This is a genomic window from Kribbella italica (assembly GCF_014205135.1).
In the GTDB taxonomy this organism is placed as follows: domain Bacteria; phylum Actinomycetota; class Actinomycetes; order Propionibacteriales; family Kribbellaceae; genus Kribbella; species Kribbella italica.
Window position 1 is genome coordinate 8,826,096 of sequence record NZ_JACHMY010000001.1, and the last position, 25,765, is coordinate 8,851,860.

The 25,765-nt window shown below is 65.7% G+C and carries 23 protein-coding genes and 1 pseudogene; 9 read left to right on the forward strand and 15 right to left on the reverse strand.

The genetic code is table 11. The features are described 5' to 3' along the window. Nucleotides 1-21: 21 nt before the first annotated feature. The 6 genes from HDA39_RS41475 to HDA39_RS41500 all read right to left on the reverse strand — a co-directional run bounded on the left by HDA39_RS41475 (nucleotide 22) and on the right by HDA39_RS41500 (nucleotide 4,576). Complete coding sequence (locus HDA39_RS41475; RefSeq protein ID WP_184807050.1) at nucleotides 22-339, reverse strand: FMN-binding negative transcriptional regulator; 318 nt, start codon at nucleotides 337-339, stop codon at nucleotides 22-24. Continuing rightward, on the reverse strand, nucleotides 296-769 hold the full coding sequence (locus tag HDA39_RS41480; RefSeq protein WP_184805205.1) for a MarR family transcriptional regulator: 474 nt from the start codon (nucleotides 767-769) through the stop codon (nucleotides 296-298). Before HDA39_RS41480 ends, HDA39_RS41475 begins: the two co-directional genes overlap by 44 nt. A gap of 101 nt (nucleotides 770-870) precedes the next feature. Next, complete coding sequence (locus tag HDA39_RS41485) at nucleotides 871-1,530, reverse strand: NAD(P)H-dependent oxidoreductase (protein WP_184805208.1); 660 nt, start codon at nucleotides 1,528-1,530, stop codon at nucleotides 871-873. Next, nucleotides 1,527-2,588, reverse strand: coding sequence for an LLM class flavin-dependent oxidoreductase (locus HDA39_RS41490; RefSeq protein WP_184805212.1), 1,062 nt, complete (start codon nucleotides 2,586-2,588; stop codon nucleotides 1,527-1,529). The genes HDA39_RS41485 and HDA39_RS41490 overlap by 4 nt, the downstream gene beginning before the upstream one ends. Nucleotides 2,589-2,774: 186 nt before the next feature. Next, entirely contained in the window at nucleotides 2,775-3,632 is an 858-nt protein-coding gene (locus HDA39_RS41495; RefSeq protein WP_184805215.1) for an aquaporin, read from the reverse strand. Beyond that, nucleotides 3,629-4,576, reverse strand: a complete 948-nt coding sequence (locus HDA39_RS41500) for an alpha/beta fold hydrolase (protein WP_184805218.1) — start codon at nucleotides 4,574-4,576, stop codon at nucleotides 3,629-3,631. Before HDA39_RS41500 ends, HDA39_RS41495 begins: the two co-directional genes overlap by 4 nt. 187 nt (nucleotides 4,577-4,763) lie before the next feature. On the opposite strand from HDA39_RS41500, the gene HDA39_RS41505 reads away from it, so the two are divergent. Beyond that, a complete protein-coding gene (locus tag HDA39_RS41505; protein ID WP_184805221.1) occupies nucleotides 4,764-5,066 on the forward strand; it encodes an ArsR/SmtB family transcription factor in 303 nt (100 codons plus the stop codon). A gap of 201 nt (nucleotides 5,067-5,267) precedes the next feature. Then, nucleotides 5,268-6,752 carry an MFS transporter gene (locus HDA39_RS41510; RefSeq protein ID WP_184805224.1) on the forward strand — a complete coding sequence of 495 codons (1,485 nt, stop codon included), beginning with the start codon at nucleotides 5,268-5,270 and terminating at the stop codon, nucleotides 6,750-6,752. 519 nt (nucleotides 6,753-7,271) lie between these two features. On the opposite strand, the gene HDA39_RS41515 is transcribed toward HDA39_RS41510, so the two are convergent. Both HDA39_RS41515 and HDA39_RS41520 read right to left on the reverse strand, forming a co-directional pair. Beyond that, the gene (locus HDA39_RS41515; protein ID WP_184805227.1) at nucleotides 7,272-8,654 is read right to left on the reverse strand and encodes an FAD-dependent oxidoreductase; all 1,383 of its coding nucleotides are present in this window, start codon (nucleotides 8,652-8,654) and stop codon (nucleotides 7,272-7,274) included. Between the two features lie 225 nt (nucleotides 8,655-8,879). Continuing rightward, entirely contained in the window at nucleotides 8,880-9,614 is a 735-nt protein-coding gene (locus tag HDA39_RS41520; RefSeq protein ID WP_184805230.1) for a methyltransferase domain-containing protein, read from the reverse strand. A 187-nt stretch (nucleotides 9,615-9,801) separates the two neighbouring features. Here HDA39_RS41520 and HDA39_RS41525 point away from each other — a divergent pair, with 187 nt between their 5' ends. Beyond that, nucleotides 9,802-11,340: an amidohydrolase family protein gene (locus HDA39_RS41525; RefSeq protein ID WP_273482685.1), complete on the forward strand. Its 1,539-nt coding sequence runs from the start codon at nucleotides 9,802-9,804 to the stop codon at nucleotides 11,338-11,340. A gap of 294 nt (nucleotides 11,341-11,634) precedes the next feature. Beyond that, nucleotides 11,635-11,772 (forward strand): hypothetical protein, encoded by a 138-nt coding sequence (locus HDA39_RS41530; RefSeq protein WP_184805237.1) that lies wholly within the window; start codon nucleotides 11,635-11,637, stop codon nucleotides 11,770-11,772. Nucleotides 11,773-12,070: 298 nt separating this feature from the next. Here HDA39_RS41530 and HDA39_RS41535 read toward each other — a convergent pair whose 3' ends face one another. From HDA39_RS41535 to HDA39_RS41555, 6 genes are all read right to left on the reverse strand, one after another. Further along, entirely contained in the window at nucleotides 12,071-13,111 is a 1,041-nt protein-coding gene (locus HDA39_RS41535; protein ID WP_337926150.1) for an MFS transporter, read from the reverse strand. Between the two features lie 213 nt (nucleotides 13,112-13,324). Continuing rightward, entirely contained in the window at nucleotides 13,325-13,663 is a 339-nt protein-coding gene (locus tag HDA39_RS42945; protein WP_337926114.1) for an MFS transporter, read from the reverse strand. Continuing rightward, the gene (locus HDA39_RS41540; protein WP_184805239.1) at nucleotides 13,660-14,676 is read right to left on the reverse strand and encodes an NAD(P)/FAD-dependent oxidoreductase; all 1,017 of its coding nucleotides are present in this window, start codon (nucleotides 14,674-14,676) and stop codon (nucleotides 13,660-13,662) included. Before HDA39_RS41540 ends, HDA39_RS42945 begins: the two co-directional genes overlap by 4 nt. Before the next feature lie 10 nt (nucleotides 14,677-14,686). Further along, complete coding sequence (locus HDA39_RS41545; RefSeq protein ID WP_184805242.1) at nucleotides 14,687-15,034, reverse strand: hypothetical protein; 348 nt, start codon at nucleotides 15,032-15,034, stop codon at nucleotides 14,687-14,689. 433 nt (nucleotides 15,035-15,467) lie between these two features. Further along, complete coding sequence (locus tag HDA39_RS41550; RefSeq protein ID WP_184805245.1) at nucleotides 15,468-16,571, reverse strand: CU044_5270 family protein; 1,104 nt, start codon at nucleotides 16,569-16,571, stop codon at nucleotides 15,468-15,470. Then, nucleotides 16,568-17,158 (reverse strand): RNA polymerase sigma factor, encoded by a 591-nt coding sequence (locus HDA39_RS41555; protein WP_184805248.1) that lies wholly within the window; start codon nucleotides 17,156-17,158, stop codon nucleotides 16,568-16,570. The genes HDA39_RS41550 and HDA39_RS41555 overlap by 4 nt, the downstream gene beginning before the upstream one ends. Nucleotides 17,159-18,032: 874 nt before the next feature. Between HDA39_RS41555 and HDA39_RS41560 the strand changes: the two genes are divergently transcribed. Genes HDA39_RS41560 through xdhC form a run of 3 tightly spaced genes read left to right on the forward strand, consistent with a single transcriptional unit; the run spans nucleotide 18,033 to nucleotide 22,671 of the window. Beyond that, nucleotides 18,033-19,472, forward strand: coding sequence for a xanthine dehydrogenase small subunit (locus HDA39_RS41560; protein WP_184805250.1), 1,440 nt, complete (start codon nucleotides 18,033-18,035; stop codon nucleotides 19,470-19,472). Then, nucleotides 19,469-21,844 (forward strand): xanthine dehydrogenase molybdopterin binding subunit, encoded by a 2,376-nt coding sequence (gene xdhB, locus HDA39_RS41565; RefSeq protein ID WP_184805253.1) that lies wholly within the window; start codon nucleotides 19,469-19,471, stop codon nucleotides 21,842-21,844. Before HDA39_RS41560 ends, xdhB begins: the two co-directional genes overlap by 4 nt. 17 nt (nucleotides 21,845-21,861) lie before the next feature. Continuing rightward, a complete protein-coding gene (gene xdhC, locus HDA39_RS41570) occupies nucleotides 21,862-22,671 on the forward strand; it encodes a xanthine dehydrogenase accessory protein XdhC (protein ID WP_238356291.1) in 810 nt (269 codons plus the stop codon). A gap of 609 nt (nucleotides 22,672-23,280) precedes the next feature. Here xdhC and HDA39_RS44215 read toward each other — a convergent pair. Beyond that, nucleotides 23,281-24,167: pseudogene (locus HDA39_RS44215) on the reverse strand (SDR family NAD(P)-dependent oxidoreductase). A 72-nt stretch (nucleotides 24,168-24,239) separates the two neighbouring features. Here HDA39_RS44215 and HDA39_RS41580 point away from each other — a divergent pair. Beyond that, entirely contained in the window at nucleotides 24,240-25,037 is a 798-nt protein-coding gene (locus HDA39_RS41580) for an SDR family NAD(P)-dependent oxidoreductase (protein WP_184805258.1), read from the forward strand. Beyond that, nucleotides 25,034-25,756 carry an SDR family oxidoreductase gene (locus HDA39_RS41585; RefSeq protein WP_184805259.1) on the forward strand — a complete coding sequence of 241 codons (723 nt, stop codon included), beginning with the start codon at nucleotides 25,034-25,036 and terminating at the stop codon, nucleotides 25,754-25,756. Before HDA39_RS41580 ends, HDA39_RS41585 begins: the two co-directional genes overlap by 4 nt. Nucleotides 25,757-25,765 lie beyond the last annotated feature (9 nt).

Below are 25,765 nucleotides of genomic sequence, written 5' to 3' on the forward strand. Positions count from 1 at the left end.
CCGGTTCTGGCTCAGCTCAGCTCAGCTTCGCTTCGATCCGGTGATCATCAGCCGTTCCCCGACGATCGCGCGCAGTTGGCCGGCGACGAACTTCGCGGGTGCGTCGTCCACTGACCACGGCTGCGCCGAGTCGGCCTCCTGCATTGCTGTCAGGCGCCGGACCAGGGTGTCCAGCCAGCCCGGGGCGTCGTGGACGACGAGGTTGCCATAGACATGGGCGGTGAGGTAGTTCCACGTCGGTACGACGCGGTCGTGCTCGCGCTTGGACGCATCGGCCGAGGGTGAGATGTAGTGGTCAAGACGCGGCTTCGTCGTCGTCCGGGTGAGTGCCGGCAGGATCCAGCGCGGCCCAGATCGCGCTCAGTTGGCGGAGGTCGTCCTCGCCGAGCCGGTCCAGGAACAGAGCACGTACATCGACATGGTGCTGACGCCGCGCACGGCGAAGCAGCGCGCGGCCCTGTGCCGTCATGACCATCTCGAGGCTGCGGCCATCGACGGTGGAGCGACGCCGCTCGATCAAACCGCGTTCCTCCAGCCGATCCGCCAGTCGGGTGAAGCCCCCGCTGGACATCAGGCGCCGTTCGGCCAGGTCCGACATCCGTACGCCGCGCGGCCGGGCGGCGTTGAGAGCGAGGAGTACGTCCAACTCGGCCATGCTGACGTTCAGTGGAGCCAAGCCGGCTTCCATCGCTCGCCACAACCGATCGTGAGTCCGGAGAAATCCGCTCCAGGCCGCTTGATCGAGCGCGCCGAACTCTTCACTTTCCACGCTGCCACCGTATCGCGTTGGCTCTGTCACCGGGTCGCCGAGAAGCTAGAGAGATCCGCCTGCCGACTGCAATCGGTGGCCACAGGGCAGTGCCCTCGAGACTACTTCGAAGTTCCGCTCGCACGGGTCCGGAGCAGGTCCACGACATCGGTGAGGCCCATCTCGATGCGGCCGTAGACGCGAGGGTTGAGCAGGACGGTCCCGTCGAAGTCTCCTGCGGAGGCGAAGAACGCTACGGGCACGGTCATCGACTGGAAGAACGCGAACAGCGGCCGCAGTGCATGATCCAGGGCGAGCGTGTGGCGCTCGCTTCCACCGGTCGCGACCAGCAGGACGAGCTTGTTGGCCAGCGCGTACTGGTCGACCAGATCGAAGAAGTGCTTGAACAGGCCGGGGTAGGAGCCGCGGAACACCGGAGTCGCCGCGATCAGGAGATCAGCCTGCTCGGCGAGCCGAAGCGCGGCCTCGACATCGGGGGTGGTCTCGGCGGTGATGTCGTCGCGCTCGATCGCCCCGGTGAAACCAGGCCCCAGGCGGTACACGTCGATCTGGGACATCTGGACAGGAAGCATTCCTTTCAGGGTGCCGACTACGGCGTCGACCAGCCCCATCGTCTTCGAGGGCTGGTTCGGGCTGCCGTTGACTACGACGACGCGCAGCGTCGCTCCGTTCGGCTGCTCGGGCCGTGCGGTTCCGGCGGCGGACGCGGCACCGGCAGCCGTACCCCCCTCGCTGACGGTGGATGTGATGGTGGTGGTCATGCTGCCTTCTCCTCCCGGGCGGCGACCTCGCGTCGGACGATCGGCGCCACCTCGGTACCGAGCCGCTCGATCGCTTCCAGGTGCTGCTTTTGTGGCATCCCGCCGAAGCCCACCTGGAGGATGGCACGGTTGAGGCCATAGAGCTGGTGGTAGGTGAGCAACTTGTCGACGACCTCCTGGGAGCTGCCGACGAGCAGGCCGGCCCCCGGCGAAGACTGCACGTCGAACGTGGGACGGGACAGGTAGAAGCCTTCGCCTCGCTGGTGGTTGTTGTCCAACATGCCCTGCGCGAAGTACGGGTACATAACGTCCCGGGCCTGCTGGCTGGTACTCCCGACGTAGCCGTGGGCGTTGATGCTGATCGGCAGCGCGGCTGCATCATGCCCTGTCTGCGCGGCGGCCTCCCGGTAAAGCTCGACCGTCTCCCTGTGCGAGCTCAACGGACCCAGTAGCAGGGCGAGCGCCATCGGCAGGCCGAGCCGCCCCGTGCTGACGGCGGACGCCGGTGATCCTCCGACCCCGACCCAGATCGGGATGGTGTCGCCATCTGCCCGAGGGGCGATGTCCGCGTTGACCAGAGGGGAGCGGAAGCGTCCTTGCCACGTCAGTGGGTTCCGGTCACGAATCTTGAGCAGCAGATCGAGCTTCTCACGGAACAGCTCCGCGTAGTCCCGCAAGTCGTACCCGAACAGCGGGAAGGACTCCGTGTACGAGCCGCGTCCCGCGATGATCTCGGCGCGGCCGGCGGACAACAGGTCGATCGTCGCGAACTGCTCCCAGACGCGGATCGGGTCCTCTGAACTGAGTACGGTCACCGAACTCGTTAGGCGAATGCGCTCTGTGCGCATCGCTGCGGCTGCCAGCAGGATCGCTGGAGCCGAGCCGACGAAGTCGGACCGGTGGTGCTCGCCGACTCCGAAGATGTCGAGCCCCACGTCGTCCGCGAGTTTCGCCTGCTCGATCGTTTCGCGGACGCGTTGCCGCGGCGACGGTACGGCACCGGTGGCGAAGTCCTCGGTCAGCTCACCGAACGTCATGATGCCAATCTCGAAGGTCATTCCCGTTCCTCTCCAGGCTTGCAGAGGCAGAGCACCTCAACGTCTGATGAAACTTATCTGTGCAGGCAAATATTCCGCTCTGGTTGTCGGCGCCGAGCGAATCGATGTCACCTCATGGCGTTGCACCCTTGTGCGGGCCCAACGGAGCTGCTCGAAGCGACTACGGCCGCGATCGCCCCTGGAGCTTTAGTCCGGCCCTCGGAACCAGGCTCGGGTACGGTCCGCGCGGGTGCGGCCGTCACCGAGGCCACCACTAGCGCGCGGAGCTTCGGTCCGCGGGATTCGCGCGTCATCGTTCGGCGCGTCGCCGCCTGGCAGAATCCGCTGTCGGTTGCGCGGCCACAAGCTCGGACTGACGAGCACTGCGAGGACGGCGCCGAGTGGTGGAACCACGAAGTAGAACCACAGATGTTCGTACTGATCGGCGACCAGAGCCGGGCCCAGCGTGCGCGCAGGGTTCGTACTGAGACCCGAAAGCGGGGCCGCGACTGGAGCCAGGACGCCGTAAAGTATCGGCACGAGATGGAATGCCCAGCTGCCGGTGACCCGACCGCGGGCGATCGCGATAATTGCGAGGGCGATCAGCATCGTACTCACGAGCTCGGCAACCGCGGGAATCCACAACGACACCTGGGGCATCGGTACCGTCGCGCCGTACCGGAACTCGGCTCCGCGCGCTCTCCAGACGAGCAGGGCTGCGCCGCCGAGTGCTCCACCGACCAGCTGCGCAACGAGGTAAAAGGCGGTCGTACGAGCGGACTGCCACCCAGCCATCCAGTGCACCAGGGTGAAGGATGGGTTCAGCTGGCCACTGATCCGACCGAGGGGCGAGTACACCACCAGGGTGACCGCGTACCCGAACGCGAGGCCGAGCAGCAGACTGAGCAGGTACCGACCTCCCGGCCAGTCGGCCAAGGGTTCGGCGACCCATGTGACGGCGATCATGGCCGAGATGCCGAGAAAAACGAGCAGGACGCCGCCGGCGAATTCGGCCAGGACGCGCCGCACAAGCAGCTGCGGGACGACAGTCTCCGCAGCGCTCATCGGATCGAGCCGAGCTCGCCAAGGAAGGCGATCAGCTCGTCCACGACGGCTTGCGGCTGTTCTTCGGGGATGTAGTGACCACAGTCGGCGATCTCGACGACCCGTACGTCCGTTCCCTTGGCGGGCATCAGCTCCCGCAGGTAGATGTAGTTGCTCTCGGCGCCGCCCAGCGCGAGCAACGGTGCGGTGACTGGCGAATAGCTCTGGGCGTCCATGATGTCTTGGTTGAACGCCTTGTACCATGCGTTGCCCGCTCGGATCGCGGTTGCCGAGTTGTAAGCGTGGGTGTACACCTCGCGCGAATGGTCGTCGATCGAGTCTGGGTCTTTGGCCTGGCGGTTGAACAGCCAGTTCACCAGCAGCCGCATCCGCCCCTCAAAGAGGACCTCCGGCAGGTTGTTGACCTGGTTCAAGGCGAACCACCACAGGTAAGAACGGGTGCCCGACTCGATGACCGATTCAACGTGCTGGTCGGATTCGGGCAGCAAACCGAAGGAGGACCAGCCGTCGTCTGGGTGTGCCACGTCCAGCATCGCGATCTTCGCGGTGGCCTCCGGATGATTGGCCGCGTGCGCGTACGCGACCATGGCACCGATGTCGTGACCTGCAATGTGAATTCGGTCCAGACCCAGGTGGCGGGCGAGTTCGTGGATGTCTTGAGCCATTGTCTTCTTGTCGTATCCGTCGACAGGCTTGCTCGAGCCGCCCATGCCGCGAAGATCCACGGCGAAAACTCGGTAGTGGCGCGCCAGCGCAGGCATGACCATGTTCCACTGCCACCAGGTCTGAGGCCATCCACCCAGAAGAAACAATGGCTCGCCACTGCCTCCGGTGACGTAGTGCATGAAGATGCCGTTGACCTCGGCGTGACGGCTGGTGAAGTCGCCGTCGAGGGATCGGGCCAGAGCGGCGTCGGAAACCGACGTATCCAGGGACAGAGTCATGAAACCTTCTCCAGTGCGATCAAGATGGCCGCGGCGCAGGTGTGCGCTCACGCATCAGAGGAAGTACGGGACGCGTTGTACGACAGTACGCGAATCTCGTACTATTATTGTACGAGAGTCTCGTACATGAAGGGCTGGCTGTCAACGCTCACTGAGGTCATGTACGCGATATGCGTACAATGAGGTCATGGCGGCACTTCACCACCCAGACGCCGAGCGAATTGAACTGGTCGATGTGCTCGCGGCCCTAGGGCACCCCGTTCGCATGGAGATCGTGCGCGCGTTGGCCACCGGGTCGGAGGTCTTCTGTGGCGAGATCCTTCCTGGCGTCCCCCGATCGTCACTGACTCATCACTGGCGGGCGCTGCGCGAGAGCGGAGTGATCGAGCAGCGTCCCTCCGGGCGCAAGCTGTACCTCACCTTGCGCCGCGAAGATCTCGACATGCGGTTCCCGGGTCTGCTCGAAGTCGTCCTCGCTGACAACTCCTAGGCCTGTTCCAGGCACGGCGTGATCGTGTACTGCTGTGAGTCGAATCGATCCTGGCCGGATGCGATTACGCGGGAGCCGTCGGGCTGAGCGCGCTTCCGATCAATAGTGATCGGTCATCCGGAGGTGTGCACGGCGAGGTGCCCGTGCGCACACCGCTCCGGCAGTGGGTCATCGAGACCTGACGCCCGCAGCGTTGCCGAAATGGCAACGTTCTTTGCGACGGTCGCCATAGCGCGGCAGAGTGATGGCGTGCCGAGTCCGATGAAGGAGAACAGGTCGATGACCTTGCCTGATATAGCTTCTGATACTAAGAGCAGATCGAAGTGGTTTGCGCTGGCGGCGATCACCACAGCCACTTTGATGGTTGTCTTGGACGCAACCGTGATCAACATAGCTTTGCCGCAGATGCAGCGTGAGCTGGGCTTGAGTGACGTCGGCCGCGGCTGGGCAGTGACAGCGTACGCAATCACTTTTGGCGGACTGCTCCTGCTGGGCGGTCGGATCGCCGACTACGCCGGACGTAAGCGTACCTTGATGATTTCGCTCGTCGTTTTCGGTCTGGCATCGTTGGCGGGCGGCCTCGCGACCACTCCTGCTGTGCTGATCGCGGCCAGAGCCGTGCAAGGCGTAGCTGCCGCCGCACTGGCGCCTTCCGCGCTGTCCTTGCTGTCGGCCACTTTTGTCGAGACCCGCGAGCGGGCCAAAGCCTTCGCGATCTACACCGCAGCGGGAGGTAGCGGCGGCGGTATGGGCTTGGTGATCGGGGGTGTGCTGACGGACTACCTCAGCTGGCGCTGGTCGATGTTCATCAACGTCGTCTTCGCGGCCATCGCGCTTGGCATCGGTCTTCTGACCTTGACCGAGTCCCGCGCCAGCGGCCGTCGTCGCTACGACGTGCTTGGCGCGATCTTGGCCGTCGGCGCGACCACCGGCTTGGTGGCGGCCCTGACGTTGGCAGGCGAGAGCGGTTGGACCTCGCCGACCCCCATCATCTTGCTGGTCGCGGCTTTGGCTTTGCTGACGGCTTTCGTTTTCTGGCAGAAGCGAGGCCAGGAACCGCTCCTCCCACTTCACGTCCTCACCGATCGAAACCGCGCCGGCGCGTTCCTGATCACCGGTCTCGCCATGGCGTCGATGTTTGGAATGTTTCTGCTGCTGCCGTACTACTTCCAGGATCACCTGAGCTACAGCCCGCTACAGGCCGGCCTAGCCTTGGTTCCCTTCAGTATCGTCCTGGTCGCCGCGGCACTAAGTGTGCCACGGCTTCACGCCCGGGTCGGAGCAAAAGCACTCGCCGTCATCGGCCTGTCGGTGGCGACGATCGGAATGGGAATGCTGTCCCAGCTGTCTGGATCGCCAGGGCTGCTCGGCGGCACGCTGCCAGTGACGATTCTGTTGGGGTTGGGACTCGGCCTCGCGCTGACGCCGCTGAATAACCACGCCGTTTCCGGGGTCGATCCGTCTGATGTAGGTGTGGCCAGCGCCGTTCTCAACGTCGCGCAACAGGTCGGCGGGGCAGTGGGCGTTGCCCTCCTGAACACCGTTTACGTCAACATTGCCGGCAACCACACCGGCATCACGTTCTCTATGCCCGCCTTGCAGACAACCTTCATCGTCGGCGCCGCGGTCCTTGCTCTAACAGTCCCTGTTGCCGCCGTTCTCCTCCGGAACGAGCGGAACTCATGAAACTGCGCCGGTATTGCGCCATCGCCGCCGACTGACGAAGTTCTTTCTCTGGAGGAGCAGAAGGCGCTTGAGAACGCGGCTGGTTGCCAGGTTGGGGCGAACGCAGCGACCTACTCATCGGTCGGCGTCAGTCCTTCAGGTTCGGTACTGCCGAAAATCCAGTCCGAGGTCATCGGCTGAGCACCAGCTGATGACCTCGGCCCGGCCGGCCCTCCGATCTGTCGCACCGCTCGTTGTCGGTCGCATGCCAGGGTTTGCTCGCGGATCCGTCGGCAGGTGCGGAGGAGGCTCTGCGTGTTCACGCCGCCGACGTCGAAGCAGATACTCAGGGCATCGCTACGAGCGGGCTCACCGCGAACGATGCGATCACGGTCATAGTCGTGGCTCGGCTAGGCATGTTGGCCATGGATTCGATGTGCGCGGGCGGTTGTTGTGGACACCAGTCGGCACGTGACAGGGTGGGGACGCGGCCTGGTGCGTCCTGGAGGAAGTTGTTGCCGGATAGCGTGGCCCTTACGGTCATCGTCGCTGAGATCCACGTGCGGTGTCAGGTGAAGCAGGCGTCCTTCCGATAGTGGTCAGCTCTTTGCGGCTGATGATCTTGATCCGGTGGCGGCCACGATCAGCTCCGAGCTGTTGTTCTGCCGCGTCGATGCGCAACCAGCCGTCCCAGTCGATGTGGTGCTGGCAGTGCGCGTCGACGATCCTTTCGATATCCACTGGTTCCGTCTGCCTGGTATAGCGGCCGATCTGGTCAAGCAGAGTCTCGATTGTTTGCCGGGCATCGGACTTGGTGGAGCCGATCAGGCCGACCGGGCCGCGCTTGATCCAGCCGGTGGCGAAAAGTCCGGGGATGTTGTTGCCGTTCTCGTCGGTGACGGCACCGTCTCGGTGTGGGACCGTGCGGGCGGCATGGTCGAAAGGTACTCCCGGCAGTGGAGTGCTGGCGTAGCCGATCGCGCGATAAACGGCTTGTACCTGGTGGTCGACGAATGTACCTGATGGGGTTACGTGGCCATAGCCATCCGGTGTCATCCGCTCCATCCGGAGCCCCTCGACTTTGTCGCTCCCGAGGATCGCGACCGGAGCCTGATAGAAGTGCAGATGGACCCGCCGAGACGCGGTGCGTTCAGAGTCGGCGATGGCCGCCCAACCACGCATCGTTTCCACGACATGCCGAGTCGGGGCGAACTGCCTGGTCATCCGCTCGATGTGTGGGTCGGCTTCGAGGTCGGCAGGATCAACGACGATGTCGACGTCGTGCTGCTGGCCGAGCTCACGCATCTCGGTCGGTGAGAACCGGACGTCGGCAGGTCCGCGGCGAGCGAACAGGTGCAGGTCGCGGATCGGGTTCGCGGCGAGGCTGCTGTGGACGTTGTCGGAGATGTCGGTCTCGAGCAAGGTGTGAGCGTGCTTGATCAGCATACGGCTCACGTCGAGGGCGACGTTGCCGGCGCCGATGACACCGACTGACTCCGCTTCGAGGGGCCACAAGGTCGGGACGTCCGGGTGTCCGTCGTACCAGGAGACGAAGTCGGCGGCTCCAAATGAACCAGGTAGTTCGACTCCTGGGATGTTCAGCGGGACGTCGGTGATGGCCCCGGTAGCAATGATCACCGCGTCATAGGCACTGCGGAGTTCATCGACGGTGAGATCGGTGCCGATGTCGATGTTGCACAGGAGCCGGAGGCGCCCAGCTTCCAGCATGACGTGGAGCGACTCGATGATCTTCTTGATCCGAGGATGGTCCGGGGATACTCCGTAACGGACGAGTCCGTAGGGGGCGGGCAGCTTTTCGAACAGGTCCACCCGAGCATCGGGCACAAGTTGAATAAGGATGTCGGCGGCATAGATGCCGGCGGGTCCGGCGCCGACGACGGCGACGCGAAGGGGTGCGGACAAGGGAAAGGCTCCTAGAGGCTTGGTGAGTCAGCTGTACTTCTTGAGGATCGCGAGCGCGTGGTGATGTGACGCAGGGCCGGCTCTTGACCGTCCGGAGGCGCGGCTCGCAGCGGTCTGGCACTAGATGCTAAAAGTTCAACCGCTCTTGAAAGCAAGCCCCATCGCACGAGTGAGCTCGCTCACAGCGACCTTCGCAGCCGGTGGTACACAACGAGGAGCTGATGCTCATCGGCTTGCTGCAACAAGCAAGGTCGGCAGGACTGCGAAGAAGCGGTCACGGTGACCACGCTCGACCTGCTCGGTCAGCCAGCTGTTGGCTTCACCACGGGTGATTAACGACTTGGTGACCGCAGCCTCAGCTGCAGTCTTGAGTTGTCCGCTCAATCTCTGGTAGTCCGTGATCACCTCGGTGTGAACATCCACCTGCGCGCCGGAAAAGCCGACATCGAGGAGAACATTCCGGTAGCTCCGCGCGGCTCGAGGGAAGGTCAAGCGGGACTCAAGGCCAAGGCCGATCACGTCGGTGAGATCGTGATCGTCGCTATCCATCAAGAAGAAGCCGTAGTCTGGCCCGACGAGCACGATTCGACCGCCGGGTCGCAGGACGCGCCGAGCCTCAACCAAAGTCGCTCGAAGATCGCTGATCAAGGGGAAGTGCGGGGAAGTGCGGTAGCCGTCGAGGGTTCCGTCCTTCAGGGGCAGTCGATCCGCTGGTGCGACGTTTAGTGGCGCGTTGGGATCGAAGGCCAGAGCGCTCGTCACGACCGCAGGATCGGTGTCGACGCCGATCGTTCTGATCTGGGCGCGAATCAGCTGACCGAGCGCTTGCTCGTTGCCACGGTCGACGTCATCGAGGAAGCGGTCACCTGGGCCGAGCTTCAGCAGCTCGAACGACTTCACCTGCAAAGCAATCACGTCGGGCCTCATCTCGATGAGGTCGGGCTGCGCGGACTCATCCATGACGCTACGGTCCAACCTCAAGTGCACATGAAGTCAACAAACTGACCACCGCAACCGGTCGTTGGGGGCAGGAGCCTGCATCTAGCGGCTAAAACTTGCCTGCGCAGGCAGATAATTCTATGATTCAAACATTAACTACTAGGCGATCGAACGACCTTGTCCGGTCCCGAAGTCGTGAGGAGAACCGATGTCCCTGAGTGATGAGCCATCGTCGGCCACCCCGAGCCCGGACGGTGCCGCGCCCGCTCCGCAATGGTCACGACGCAAACTGCTGCAGCGCGCGGGGGCGGCGGGTGCCGCGGTCGCCGCGACGACCGTTGTCCCGACGGCAAGCGCGACCACTACGCGGTCGCGAGAAGTCGATCTACGCCCTGGCCGGCCGTTGCTCCTGCGTGGAGGAACTGTCATTACGATGGATCCGGCGCGGGGTGTAGTGCCGAGGGCCGACGTGCTGGTGATTGACGGGCGCATTGCCGCGATCGGACGGCGTCTGCGAGCTCCTGCCGACGCCGCCGTGCTTGACCTGCAGGGCAAGCTGGTCCAGCCAGGCATGATCGATACCCACCGGCACATGTGGCAGACGGTCCTGCGCGGGATCGCCGCTGATTGGACACTCGGCAACTACGTCGACCTGATGTTCGGTCGCTTCGGACCGCTGTTCACGCCCGATGACGTGTACGCCGGCAGCTTGCTGGGGGCGATCGAAGCGGTCGACAGCGGTACAACCACCGTCGTGGACTGGTCGCACAATATGCGCACCCCTCAGCATGCCGACGCGGTGGTCGACGCGCTGCTGGACTCCGGTGCACGCGCCAGGCTTGCCTACGGCAACTACGCCGAGCCGGCGCAGGACTGGGTTCTGCGCGGTGACATCGACCGGTTGCGATCGGAGCGGTTCCCGACCGCCGACGAGCGGGTCACCTTGCAGATCGCGCTCGACGTGTTCACCGCCGACTTCCCCGAGCGGCCGGCCTGGACTTGGGCCCGCGACCGCGGGTTCGAAATCACCACCCATGCCGGCGTCGTGGGCCGGCAGCCCGCCGACCTGCCGGAGAGGTTGCGTGACGCCGGCTTACTGCTGCCGAGCACGACATATGTGCACGCGACAACTTTCACGGACGAGTCGTACCGACTGATCGCTGAAAGTGGGGGGACAGCCTCGGTGGCGGCGGAAAGCGACTTGCACGGCGGGCAAGGGTATCCTCCCACCGAGAAGTTGCGGAGGTACGGCATTCCCACCAGTCTGTCGGTGGACACCGTGACCTGGTTCAGCGGTGACATGTTCCACGCCATGCGCGCGACGCTGGCCGCGGACCGAGGCCTGGCGCATCTGCGCGCTCACGAGCAGGGAGGGCTCGTGGACATCAACGAACTGCGGGCACTGGACGTGCTTGCTCACGCCACCATCGGTGGTGCCCGGTCGATGGGACTGCAGGATCAGCTCGGATCGCTGACCCCCGGGAAACGCGCCGACATCGTCGTACTCGACACTTCGTCGCCGCACATGACGCCGATGATCAACCCGGTCGGTGCGGCCGTTCTGCAGGCGTCGACGTCCGATGTGGACACAGTGGTGGTAGGCGGGCGGGTCGTCAAGCGCAACGGTGAGCTGCTCGGCAACGGCTTCGCGCGAGCGCGGCGATTGGCCGACGCGAGCCGCGACCGCCTGCGAGCCGCTGCGGGAGAGAAATTGTGGCGCGAGGCGCTCAACCCGTCAGGGCGCTGACGGCACTGCAGGCTAGGGCGAATCTCTCGACCCAGCGGCTTTGGTCGATGCGTTAACCAACGCGGAAGTGGTGACCTGGTGAAAGAACCGTGGCTTGCGGGTGATGAGCAGCGGGCGTGGCCTAGCTACCTGCTGATGTGGAGTCACTGGAGACGCACCTCGCGCGCCATGTGCATCGCGAGTTCGCCCTGTCGGCGTCGGACTTCGAGATCCTGATGAACTTGTCCGAGGCCCCGACGGCACGGTTGCGGGCGCTCGAGCTTGGGGCAGGTGACTCAGTGGGAGAGGAGCTGGATGTCGCACCACCTGATCCGCATGGAGAAGCGTGGGCTGATCGAGCGGATCGCTCGTGACGCGCAGTATCCGGAGATCGGGACCAGTGAGCAGGGCTGGAGGTGGTTCGGGCCAGTGCACCGGCGTACGCGACGCTGATCCGCGAGCTGGTGTCGAGGCGCTCGGCACCAACCGCTTGGTGACTCTTGGCGATACTGGTGACGAGGTTGTCCACCGCGGTCGAGAAGCACGACCAGTCCACTTCCCTCGCCCGAGGTGCGCGGCGAGGGACGGTCGCCGCGTGTCCTGTCAGCGGCCGCCTGCCACATGGGCCAGATCCGCAAACTCATCCTCGATCACATTCCAGCCGGCCAGCTGCAAGCCCTCAGGGGCTTTTTGCGACCGGTCGCCGACCACCTCCACAAGAACACCTCGCGAATGAGCCTCGGCCGACGAGCTAGCCGACGTGCGCCCCGTCCGCGTTGGTCTCGCCCGGCTTCAGGTGTGTGGTCGTCCAGATGACCAGGGAGGCGATCAGCAGCAGGAACGACCCGACCAGGAAGGCGTGGGTGACTCCTTCGGTGAAGGTGGCTTGCAACAGTGCGCGTTCCACCGCGCCGGGATCGTCGGGCAGTGCCGCGGTGATCGGGCCGGCAACCTGTTCGGTGCGCTGGTCGGAGAAGTGCAGGGCGACTGTGCTGAGTACGGCGAGACCGATTGATCCGCCGAGTTGCTGTGCGGCGTTGAACAGTCCTGAGCCGACGCCGGCGTCCTCCGGTGCGACTCGGTACAGCGACGCCGGAATGAGGCCGGCCAGCACCATGCCCATTCCGACGGCCATGGTGATCAAGTACGGAAACACGTCGCTCCAGTAGCTGACGTCTCCGCCGACGGTGGTGCCGTTGCCGGCGGCCAGTACCGCGGCGGCCGGGCTGTCGTCCACCGAGAGCCGAGAGAACATCAGCATCGAGAAGGCCGCGAGCAGTGTGCCGATGCCAGCGATGATCTGCGGCTGGACGCGGGCCATCAGTTTTCCTGCCATCGTGGCCGCGAGCACGATCCCGAGGGACAAGGGCAGGAACGAGATACCGGCCACCAGCGACCGGTAGCCGAGGATCTGCTGCACGAACAGGGTGAGAAAGTAGAACATGGCGAACATCGCGGCCATCGCGAGCGTCAACGCGATGTAACTGCCGGCGCGCACTCGGCTGCGGAAGATCCGCAGTGGCAGCAGAGGGTGCGCTACGTGTCGTTCTACCAGCACGAAGACGATGAGCAGCGCCGCGCTGGCGGCGAGGCTGACGACCGTACCGGAGTCGGCCCAGCCATGCCCTTCGCCTGCCCTGGTGAGGCCGTACACCAAAGCGCCCAGCCCCACCGTGCTCGTGAGTGCGCCGGGGACGTCGATCCGCCCGGGCCTGCGGGGCGACTCGCGTAGCAGCCTGGGGGCCAGGGCCGCGACGGTCAGCGCGATCGGCAGGTTGATCAGGAACGTCAGGCGCCAGCCTCGAGTTCGAGTCCGAAGAAGCTGTCCAGGCCGGTCAGCCAGCCGCCGATGATCAGGCCGAATCCCGCGCCGGCGCCGGACATCGCGGCGTACAGCCGAAGGCCCGGTTGCGGGCCGCGCCCTGCGGAAAGGTCGTGGTGATCAGGGCGAGGGCCGCAGGGGCGATGAGAGCTGCGCTGGTGCCCTGAAGCGCTCGGGCGGTGATCAGAACAGGTTCGCTGCTGGCCAGCCCGCGAGGATGGAGGCAGCGGCGAATGCGGTCAGACCGGTCATCAGCATTCGCCGGTAGCCAAACAGGTCACCGAGTCTGCCGCCGAGTAGTAACAGTCCGCCGAAGGAGAGCGCATAGCCGATGATGAGCCAGGTGAGGCTGGCCTCGGACATGTCGAGGTCACTGCCGATGTAGGGCAGCGCGATGGTCACGATCGAGCCATCCACGATCAGTAACTGGGTGAGGGAGATGAGAGCCAGCGCCAGCCCGAGGTGCCGCGTCGTCGACGGTTGCTCCGCGCCGGGGGCTGAAGCGGAGTGGGCACCGGTCACGCGTCGTTCAGTTCTGAAGGTGCGCCGTCGGAAGTGAGGGTCTGCGCGGTCGCGCGGCGGCGTTCGACCGCGGCGAGGGCGTCCTCGGTGGCGAGGTCGGCGTTGAGGTGCTGTGCTGCGGTTGCTCCGGCGGCGGCTGATGCTCCGACCTGCGCTGTCAGGTCGGTCACGTTTCCGGCTAGCCAGACTCCCGGCACGGGGCTGCGACCGAATTGATCCGCAGGCAGATGGTGTCCCATCCCGCTGGGATGTTCCACCGGGTCCAGGCCGAGCTCACCGAGGAAGCCTGCTCGCGCTTCCATGCGTGTCGCCACCGCGATGACCTCGCGAGCAATCAGCCGGCCGTCCGCCATCTTGAGACCGGTCAAGTTGCCATCGGAAACCTCGAGCGCAGCGACTTCTCCCAGAACTACCGTGATGCCGAGGGAGTCGAACTGTTCCTTCTGCTCGGCAGTGAGCTCGGTTCTGTGAGTGAAATAGGTCAGGTCGTCGCTGAGCTGGCGGAACAACAAGGCATGGTGAACAGACGGCGCCGCGGTGGCCAGGATGCCGATTGCTCGGTCGCGGACCTCATAGCCGTGGCAGTACGGACAGTGGACGACGTCGTGCCCCCACTGCTGCGCGAGCCCGGGGACGTCCGGTAGCACATCGACCAAGCCAGTCGCGATCAGCAAGCGGCGAGCTCGCAGTTGCATTCCGTCGTCAAGAGTGACGGTGAACCCGTCTCCGTCTTCGTCTCGTCGTGCGCTGCTGACCTCCCCGGCGAGGACTTCTCCGCCGTAGCTGCGGACCTCGTCGCGCCCCGTGGCCAGCAAGTCTGATGGCGTAACACCCTCCCTGCCGAGCAGTCCATGCACTCCGCCGGCAGGTGCGTTGCGCGGCTGTCCCGAGTCCACGACGAGGACCGAGCGGCGGGATCGGCCGAGTAGCAACGCTGCGCTCAACCCGGCGGCCCCACCCCCGACGACGACGACATCAACCGCTTGAGCAGTCAAATTTTTCTGCTTGTCCATAGTTATCACCTCAAGGACGACCCTGCTTGATCGATGAGGAGGCGACAATGTCTGTTCCAGTTACAGCAACATCGGACATGGCAAACGCCGCCATGAATCCGAACTGCACAATCGTCAGATAGTGCTGGCCTTCGGGTTCGACCCGCATCAGTGCCTTGGGCAACAGCTTGCGCGAGTGGAACTGCAGGAGGTCTTCACGCGCCTGTTCAAGCGGGTCCCGACGCCACGGCTTGCGGTGCCGTTCGAGGAGATCGAATTCAAGGACAACACACTCGTGGTGCCCGGCATGATCGACACCCACTCGGCACATGTGGCAGACGGTGCTGCGCGGCATTGGCGCGGCCTGGACCTCGAGCATCTACTTCGAGACTCCGGGGCACGCGCCCGCCTGACCTACGGCCACGGTGACGGTACCCGTGCCGCCAACGACTGGGTGCTCGAAGGGACGTGGCCCGACTGCGCGACGAGTGGTTCGCCACCGCCGATGACCGCGTCGCCCTGCAGATCGCTCTGGACCTCTACAACTCCGCCTTGCCCGAGCGCCCGGCCTGGAGTGAGCCCGAGGCCGCGGGCTCGCCATCGGAGGGATCCTGTTGCAAAAGTCAATCGGCGTCCCGGATCGAGGCTAGCCTCAAACAAGCTGTCGTCTAGCGGGCCGAGTAACTACAACCCCTTACCCCCGCGACTGAAACTGGGCCAGGACCTGTTCCTGCCGGCCCGACCCGGCATCCCCTTCCTCCGCATTGTGCCCGGTCGCGTTTCCCGCACCGGGCACAACTTCGTCGACTCCCTTAACGGCCGGCTGGGAAGAGCAACGCGTAGCTGATCACTGCGGGAGCCGGCACCCGTAGTGCGTCAACGTTCTTGGTCAGCACGTCCTCGCTGGCCAGCAGCGCTCCGGTGACCAGGTCGAACATCAGCACCTGACGCTCCGGCCGACCCGTATAGGTCGTGTCGACCGCGAACGCCCGGCCCGAACGCCCGGCCCGGTCCTGCAGCAGCCCCAGCGACACCACGTCACCGCGCTCGGCCAGCAACCGCAGCACAGCCGCCCGAGTCCCAGGCGACGGCACCGTCTCCCTGTGCAAATCCCTGATGCCAGTCACGAGAGCACCAGTGCTGTCGACGTCGACGCCGACCGGAAGCCCGGCCTTGATCGCCGCAAGAAGCGGCCTCGGCTGGGCAGGCAGCGGGTACACGAAGTTGTGGGTCGATGGCCCGGAACCGAGCTGTGTGATCCGACGCCCGCCAGCAGGTACCGACTCGTCACGGATCACCGTGCCCGGCTCGACCGACGCCCCAGCGCGCTTCCACGCATCGCGGTGCTGGTCCGACGGGAAGAACGGCGTTCCCGCCCGCACTGTCAGCCGACCCGGACGGTCTGCGCTCCAGACCAGGTCGGACTCCTCCGGGACGACGGCCCAATCGAGCCGATCCCCGTCCGCGCGCGCCGAGAGATCCCACGTCGACATCCGCACCGTGTGCGTCGAGGCGTCACCGGGAAGCGCCCTGTCCGCAGCCGCGACTTTAGCCAAAGCCAGGAGCTCTTGCTTGGCCGGGCGACCGGCCCGCAGCTCGCCATCCAGCACCATGGGTGTCGCGGCGACCGCGACACCGGTTGACCCGAATGGCTCCACCGCCACCAGGCCCACGCCCGCCACCACTGCGATACCGGCGGCGCCAGCGACCAACACTGCCCGGCGGGTCACCCGTCGCCGAGGCGCCAAATCGACTACCGCCGCATCAACACTCCGCTGCCCGACCGGCCACGCAACCTCAGTCGCACTGCGCGGCTCAGCGGCGTGGCGATCGCCTAGCAGTGCCTTATCTGACATTCCTGCTGCCGGGTCTACCCTCCGCAGTGAATCCATGAGATCGATCTTCGTATTCTTCATCGGCGCTCTCCCATCGTCAGGGCTTGTCGGGTCGTACCTGTTGTGCCGGCTGCGGATCGATCCAGCTCGAGGCGCCGCTGCCAAGCGGTCCGCAGACGTCGCCGGGCCCGCACCAGCTTCACCACCGCCGTCGCCGGCGAACAACCGAGCACGTTCGCGAGATCCGCGCGGCTCAGCCCTTCCCAGGCGGTCAGCATCAGCACTTCCTGGTCGGCGAGACGAAGATCGTCACGCAGCACGCGCAGCAGGCCTGCCAGCTCGTCTGCAGCCGCGACCTGATCGCCGAGCGGGTCAACCGGCGCGACCGGTTCGCCGCTGACCAATTCGTCGCCGACTCGGGCATAGGCCCGGTGAGACCGGCCGTCTCGGCGTCGTCGAGCGTCCAAGACGTTGCGAGCCACTTGGTACAACCACGGCAACTCCCGCCCCGCGGGAACTTCACCACGGCGTACTGCCACCAGGAACACCTCCTGGCAGACGTCGCGACTCTCTTCCAGATCGCTGGTACGCCGAAGGGCATACGCGACGATCGCTGGCCCGTGATCACGGAACAGTTGGTCGAGATCCAGGCCCTCGGGCTTCGTCATCGCTTCCACACCCGTATATGTCCGATGGAACAAAACCACTACACACTCTGGCCGAGAAAGTTCGATCGGCCCAACCCATGCAGACCGGGCGATGTGCCGTGTCTCCGCTTGACGCGCTGTGGGATCAACGGAAGACGCGGGACCTGGTCCCGGCCGCGACGGGGAAAAGTGTGAGCCGCCCAACGTTGAGGTGGACGCCCTGACCGCTGCGCTGCATTCGGCCACGATGACCGCGGCCCCGCCCTGGGCGGTCCCGGCGTTAGCAGCTTAGGCCGGGGAGCCGCCCCGGACGTTCTTCGGCTGCGGCGCAGGCTTACCAGTTCGCCTGGCGCCAGTCGAGCTCGAAGCAGTCACCGATGCGTCGACTGGTGAGACTGGTGCCGACACGTCGCGGAAGTCGCTCGTTCGCGGCGCTCCGCCGTGACTTCGAAGGCAACCTGTACGTCGTACGCCAGGAGTTCCCGAACGCCTTGATCCCGCGGGAGCCGGAATCGGAGGAACCGCAGTCAGCGACGGCGGACGCGTTGAGCCGGTCGGGTGTGGTCGCGGTTCATCGCGCGAGATCAGGAGCATCGGATCGTCCGGAGTGCCCAGCCGTCCTGACGAGGGATGTGCTGACTGACCGGCCTGCCAGCGGGCGCGGCCGATAGTGAGTATGGATATATGATGTTTAATCATACTTATCTACGTCTACAACTAGCCGGACGGGTTGCTCTGGTGGTACGGCTCTGCCGCTGTCGGATACGTGCGCGCAGCCGGCGACCAAGGCGGCGAACAGGCGGGCGACAGGCTGATCGCTGGCGGCCGGCGCTTCGACGTCTTTACCGAGGTGAGCCTCATCCCACAGTGCAAGGACCCACTGGAGTAGCAAACCATGTCGACGATCAAGGTAAACGGCCAAAATGCCATGCTCGACGGCGTATCCGTCCACACCACGGTGCTGGACTGGCTGCGCGACCGAGGCCTGACGGGCGCGAAAGAGGGCTGCGCCGAGGGTGAGTGCGGCGCGTGCTCGGTACTGGTCGCCAGACCGGGACTCGAGAGCGCGACGGAATGGACCGCGATCAACGCTTGTCTGCTCTCCGTTGCCTCGCTGGAGGGCCAGGAGATCGTCACCTCGGAGGGCCTGGGTACGAGCAACGACCTGCACCCGGTCCAGCGAGAGATAGCCGTCCGGGGCGGCTCGCAGTGTGGCTTCTGTACCCCCGGCTTCGTGTGCAGCATGGCAGCTGAGTACTACCGCCCCGGCCGTACTGCGCGCGCTGCGGACCGGCATGACCCCGAGCATGGTCCCAACGGGTTCGACCTCAACGCGCTGAGCGGGAACCTGTGCCGCTGCACGGGGTATCGGCCGATCCGGGACGCGGCGTACGCGCTGGGTGGTCCGGAGGCGGGCGACGTGCTGGCGGCTCGTCTGTCCTCTCCGCCGCCCGCGCCGGCGGTGACCAGGTTGGCGGTGGCCGGCGCAGAGTTCCTCCGGCCGGAGAGTCTGGACGAAGTGCTCGAGGTGCTGGCCGAGCAGCCCCGAGCGCGGATCGTGGCAGGGTCGACCGATGTCGGGGTCGAGGTGAACCTGCGCGGTGCCCGCGACTCCTTGGTCGTCGCGGTGGACCGGTTGGCCGAGTTGAGGGAGTTCGAGATCGGTCGCAATGAGATCAAGCTGGGTGCTGCGCTGACACTGACCGAAATCGAGAGGCGGCTCACCGGCCGGGTACCGCTGCTCGAGCAGTTGTTCCCGCAGTTCGCGTCGCGGCTGATCCGCAACGGCGCCACCATCGGCGGCAATCTCGGGACCGGCTCTCCAATCGGTGATACGCAGCTCGCTCTCCTGGCCCTCGACGCGTCGATCGTCCTGGTTTCTCGCCGCGGCGAACGTGCGGTTCCCGTCGCGGACTACTTCACCGGGTACCGTCAGACGCTGAAGGCTCCGGACGAGTTGATCCGGACCGTCATGCTTCCGTTGCCGTTGGCACCCTTTACCGCATTTCACAAGATCGCGAAGCGGCGCCTCAACGACATCTCCAGCGTCGCCGTCGCCTATGCGCTCGACATCGAGGATGGCCTCGTCCGCCGCGCCATGATCGGCCTCGGCGGTGTCGCCGCGACTCCGCTGCGTGCCCGGGCTACCGAGGAGGCACTCGTCGGCCGGGCGTGGACCGAGTCGAACGTGCACGAGGCGGCGATCGTGATGGCAGCCGAGGGCACTCCGATCGACGATCACCGCGCGAGTGCGTCGTACCGCTCGGCGATGCTCGGCCAGTCGCTTCGCCGCTTCTACGCCGAGCACCTCGCAGCAGAAGGGGTCAGCGTGTGAGCCAACTGTCCGAAAGACCCCGGCAAGCTGTCGTCGGCCTGCCGCTCCCGCACGAGAGCGCCGCGCTGCACGTCACCGGCGAAGCGCTCTACACCGATGACCTGACCGGGAGGACACACGGTGTCCTGCATGCCTGGCCGGTCCAGTCGCCGCATGCGCACGCCCGGATCGTCGCCCTGCGCGTGAAGTCGGCGTACGACGTCCCGGGGGTGGTTCGTGTTCTGACCGCCGAAGATGTTCCGGGGATCAACGATACCGGGGTCAAGCACGACGAGCCCTTGTTCCCGGCCGAGGTGATGTTCCACGGACACGCCGTCTGTTGGGTACTGGGCGAGACGCTCGAGGCGGCCCGGCTCGGAGCGGCGGCCGTGGAGATCGATTACCAAGAACTTCCGTCGCTGGTGACAATTCGTGAGGCGATTGCTGCTGGCAACTTTCTGGGGTCAGATCTGCGCCTGGAGAACGGTAACGTCGAGGTGGCGTTGGCCGCGGCGCCGCAGGTGTTCCAGGGTGAGTTCGAGTTCGCCGGCCAGGAGCACTTCTACCTCGAGACCAACTCCTCGCTCGCGATGATCGACGAGGGCGGTCAGGTCTTCGTCCAGAGCAGCACCCAGCATCCGTCGCAGACGCAGGAGATCGTCGCGAAGGTGCTCGGCGTGGCCAGTCACGCGGTGACCGTGCAGTGCCTGCGTATGGGCGGTGCCTTCGGTGGCAAGGAGATGCAGTCGCACGGGTTCGCCGCGATCGCGGCGCTCGGCACGAGAATGACCGGGCGGCCTGTGCGGGTGCGACTCAACCGCACGCAGGACCTGACGATGACGGGCAAGCGCCATGGCTTCCACAGCCAGTGGCGGGCCGGATTCGACGACGAGGGCCGTCTGGTGGCACTCGACGCGACGCTCACCGCCGATGGTGGGTGGAGCCTTGACATGTCGGAGCCGGTGCTGGCTCGGGCGATATGCCACGTCGACAACGGGTACTGGATCCCGAACGTTCGCGTTGACGGGCGGATCGCGAAGACGAACAAGACCTCCCAGACGGCGTTCCGCGGTTTCGGGGGACCGCAGGGCATGCTGGTCGTAGAAGATCTACTGGGCCGGTGTGCGCCGCTGCTCGGGCTCGACGCGATGGAGTTGCGCCGCCGCAATCTGTACAAGCCGAATCAAACGACGCCGTACGGGCAGCCGGTCCGTCATGCTGAGCGGCTCGAATCCTGCTGGAGCGGAGTACTGGACAGCGGCGAGGTCGAGCGCCGGAAGGCGGAGATCGAGGGGTTCAACGCGACCCATCCGCTGACGAAGCGGGCGCTGGCGATGACGCCGGTGAAGTTCGGTATCGCGTTCAACCTGGCCGCGCTCAATCAGGCGGGGGCGTTGGTGCATGTCTACAGGGACGGATCGGTCTTGATCAACCACGGTGGCACCGAGATGGGGCAGGGCCTGCATACTAAAATGTTGCAGGTCGCGGCGACCGCGCTCGGCGTGCCGCCGGCTCGCGTCCGGCTGGCTCCGACCCGTACCGACAAGGTGCCCAACACCTCGGCGACTGCGGCCAGTGCCGGAGCGGATCTCAACGGCGCGGCGATCAAGAACGCCTGTGAGCAGATCCGGGAGCGTCTCGTCTACGTTGCCGGTGGCAAGCTCGGGATCAGCCCGCAGGACGTGCGTTTCGCCGACGGCTGGGTCCGCGGGCTCACCTTCGGTGGCGAAACGCTGACCTGGGAGGAAGTTGTCAGTGCGGCGTACTTCCAACGCGTCCAGCTTTGGGCGGCCGGCTTCCATCGCACCGAAGGCCTGCACTGGGACGCCGTCGCGATGCGGGGCGAGCCGTTCAAGTATTTCGCGTACGGCGTCGCGGCCTCGGAGGTTGAGGTCGATGGATTCACCGGCGCCTACACACTGCGCCGGGTCGACATCGTCCATGACGTGGGCGACAGCCTCAGCCCGCTGATCGACATCGGCCAGATCGAGGGCGGGTTCGTCCAGGGCGCCGGCTGGCTGACGCTCGAGGACCTGCGCTGGGACGAGAGCGACGGCCCTGACCGTGGCCGGCTGGCAACGCAGGCCGCCAGCACCTACAAGCTGCCAAGCTTCTCAGAGATGCCCGAGGCCTTCAACGTCCAGCTGTTGGAGAAGGCCCACGAGGACGGCTCCGTCTACGGCTCCAAGGCGGTCGGAGAGCCGCCGCTGATGCTCGCCTTCTCCGTACGAGAGGCGTTGCGTCAGGCGGCAGCAGCATTCGGCCCGCCTGGAACGAGCGTAGATCTGGGCTGCCCTGCCACACCCGAGGTCGTGTACTGGGCGCTCGAGAAGGCACGGGCCGCGAACCATTTGTCGATCGATCTTTCGCGTGTCGAGCTGAGCGGGATGTGACGATCGAGATGACGTGGATGCGAGTTGTTCAGATGCTGCGTGAGAGGCGTCTGCCCTGTGTGCTGGTGACCGTGATCTCCGTGCGTGGACATTCCCCCCGGGATGCCGGTGCCAAGATGGTGGTCTCGCGGGACGGGGCCTGGGGAACTGTTGGTGGCGGTAACCTCGAGATGGTCGCGACCAACCAGGCCCGAGCACTACTGGCGACGGCCGCCTCCGAGCCCGAAGTACTCGAGTTCGCGCTGTCGGACAAAGCGCTGTACCAGCAGGCCGTGCAGTGCTGCGGCGGTCAGGTCAAGGTGCTGCTGGAGCCGCTGCCGGTCGTCCCGTCCGTCGCGATCTTCGGGATTGGTCACGTTGGTCTGGAACTGGCCCGGATCCTTGCCCGGCACGACCTGGAGCTGCACCTCGTCGACTCACGGCCGGATCAGCTCGAGCCGTCGCGACTGTCGGTACTGGACGACGCCGAGGCGGGAGTGCACGTGCACCAGGTGCCCGTGTTGCCCGAGCTCGTGATCGGCGAACTACCACCGGGAACGCATGTGCTGGTGATGACGCACGACCACGCGGAGGATGCCGCGCTCTGCGACGCAGCCCTTCGCAATGGGCAGCTCGCCACCATCGGACTGATCGGGTCCCATGCGAAGTGGGCGCGATTCCGCCACACTCTTGCCGCGGATGGAAACTCGGCCGAGGCGATCGACACGATCACCACCCCGATCGGGCTGGCGGACCTGCCAGGTAAGGAGCCGGCCGTGATCGCGGTCAGCGTGGCTGCCTGGCTGCTGCAGCAGTTCGTTGCCGAGCGCATATCCGCAGAAGCGTGACGGGCCGTCCCGCGGCGCGTCTCTCGATACTCCGCACCCCCGACTGCAGGGAGCGCGCTCCGCGGTCACTGCTATTGCCGTACTGCTCTGCGAATTCCCCGGACAGGGATCTGGCGTGGGGCTAATTCGCGCTTGAGGTCGCGAACCGGTTGCCAGCAGCAACTCGTTACTGTCCAGCTGCTGCACCGCTGAGACCGATCGCCGTTTTTCAGGTCCCGGTCGACAAGTTATCGACGGAATCGAACGGTGATTGGCGGGCCGCCGCAGGAGGGCCGCAGGTAGAGCAGGTACTACCTTCGGCTGGGGTGGCTACGGGATGAAGTTGGGCGGATGTCCCTGGCACGGTGGCAGAAAGGCGTGCAGCTCGGGCACTGCAAGAGCCGACCTCCGCACGCATGCGTCCGCTCACGCGATGGCGCGGCGGGATTCAGGCGTACAAGATCGTGATTGCGGCCAGCCGGGTCGTCGAAAGAGCCGAGCCCTCGCGCCCACGAAGGCTACGAATGGATCTCTGTCCTCAACGGACTGCTGCGGCTGGTGCTGGGGGAGCACGACCTCGTCCTGCGCCCCGGCGAGGCTGCCGAGTCCGAGACCCGGACAAACCGCTAGCTAGATGATGCTGTCCACGACGCCGCCATCCACTCGGAGGGCCGCTCCGGTGGTGGCGGACGCCTGCTCGGAGTTGACGTACAGAATCATGTTCGCCGACTCCTCGACGGTCGCCATCCGCTGGATGATCGACGAGCTCCGGTTGTTCGCTACGAAATCGGCGGCAACCTTGTCGATACTGTTTCCGGAGCGCAAGGCGTCGGCTTGCAGCATGCTCGCCACGCCCTCCGACAACGTCGGGCCAGGCAGTACGGCGTTGACGGTGACGCCCGTCCCCGCCAATCGCTTGGCCAGGCCACGCGAGATCGAGAGCTGGGCCGTCTTGGTGAAGCCGTAGTGGATCATCTCGACCGGGATGTTGACCGCCGACTCCGACGAGACGAACACGATCCGGCCCCAACCCCGATCGGCCATCGCCGGCGCGTAGGCCCTGGCCAGCCGGACACCGGACATCACGTTGGTCCTGAAGAACCGCTCCCACTCGCTGTCGGGCGTGTCGAAGAAGTCCTGCTCGCCGTAGACACCGAGATTGTTGACGACGATGTCGAACTTGGGGTGCTCGGTCACCAATTGGGCGCAGGCGACTCGGTGCCCAGATCGCCGGCGAACCCGGTGAGCGAGGAGCCCGAACCGTCGAGCCGGGCAATCGCAGCCTGGACACTCGTCTCGGTTCTCCCGTTGACGACGACGTCCGCCCCGGCGGCCAGAAACCCTTGCGCGGCGGCGAAACCGATCCCGCTGGTGGAGGCGGTGACGAGCACCCGCCGGCCGGTGAAACTGATCTTTACGCGTGATGTCCTTTTCTGGTGTGAACCAAGGAGCAGCACCGTGTCCGGTGCCGTCCGAGTACGCTCCTGAGCATCGCAAAGAAAGATATGATTAAACATACAATACCGTGAGGATCTGGCCCGGCCTTCACTCCGAGGCCGCGTCGATCCGGCTACCCAGAGGACCAGAGCATGCAACTTGATCTCGAAGGCAAGGTCGTCGTCGTCACCGGAGCCGGGCGGGGGATCGGCCGGGCGATCGCCGAGACATTCCTCAGGGAACGTTCGACGGTGGTGGCGACCGATCTCGACGACGATGCGCTGTCGTGGTTCGAACCGGCGCGCGTCGAGGCCGGGCTGGACGGGGCCCCGGTGGTCTGCGATGTCCGTTCGACCGAGTCGGTGCGGACGGCGATTTCCCAGGTCGTCGACCTGTTCGGGCGCATCGACGTGCTGGTCAACAACGCCGGCATCCTCGGGGAAGGCCAGATCGAGGCCACCGACGCCGAGACCTGGAACCAGGTGTTCGAGGTCAACGTCACAGGCACGTTCCGGACCTGCCAGGCCGTGATGCCGACCATGAAGCAGCAGCGCAGCGGCCGGATCATCAACGCGGCGTCGTTCGCGGCGATCGTGCCGAGCATCGGCAGTGCCGCGTACGCCGCCTCCAAGGCCGCCGTCGTCCAGTTCACCCGGACACTGGCCGGCGAGCTGGGCCCTTGGAACGTTACTGCCAACGCGTATGCGCCCGGAATGATCCCGAGTGCGATCAACAACTTCACCCAGCAGGAGGAAGCCGTGCAGAACCGGCTGCTCGACACCCTGACCATCCGGCGCTGGGGCGAGGCGAGCGACGTGAGTGACCTGATCTGCTTCCTCGCCAGCGACGCGTCGCGCTACATTACCGGGACCTTGGTCGACGTCAGCGGCGGTAAGCTGGCCACCCAGCTACCGCAGCGGGCGTACGAGATCGCGGGGATCCACTCATGACCGACCCGCGCGTGCTCTGGGTAACCGGTGCCGGGAGCGGGATGGGCCGGGCTGCCGCCGTCGCTGTGTCGGCGGGACGTCGGGTCGCCTTGAGCGGCCGGCGGACGGAACCGTTGCAGGAGACCGCTGCGCTGGTCGAGCAAGCGGGCGGTGAGGCGCTGGTCCTGCCGCTCGACGCCCGGGACCCCGAGGCGATTGCCCAAGCGCAGGACGCGATCGGCTCGGCCTGGGGTGGCGTTGACGACGTCGTCCTGTCGGCGGGGCTGAACACACCGCAGCGAACCTGGGCGGATCAGTCGATGGCCGAGGCAGAGGCGGTGATCGCCACCAACCTGAACGCCGTACTGCGGATCGTGGACGCCGTGCTTCCGGACCTCCGGGCTCGCGGCGAGGGACAAGTCGTGGTCATCTCCTCGTACTCGGCGTGGCGGTTCACTCCGTACGCCGGTGTCGCCTACAGCGCGAGCAAGTCCGCTCTCGCGGCGCTGTGCCAAACACTCAACGCCCAGGAGGCCACGCACGGAGTCCGCGCCTGCCATCTGTGCCCGGGCGACGTGGACACCGACTTCCTCCGCCTCCGTCCCGTGGTGCCCGGCGCCGAGGCCCGGACGGCCATGCTCAGCCCCGACGACGTCGGCCGCGCCGTCCGCTTCGTCCTGGAGTCGCCACCACAGGTCCGCATCGACGAACTGGTCATCAGCCCGCTCTCGCAGGCGTGAGCGGGCGGG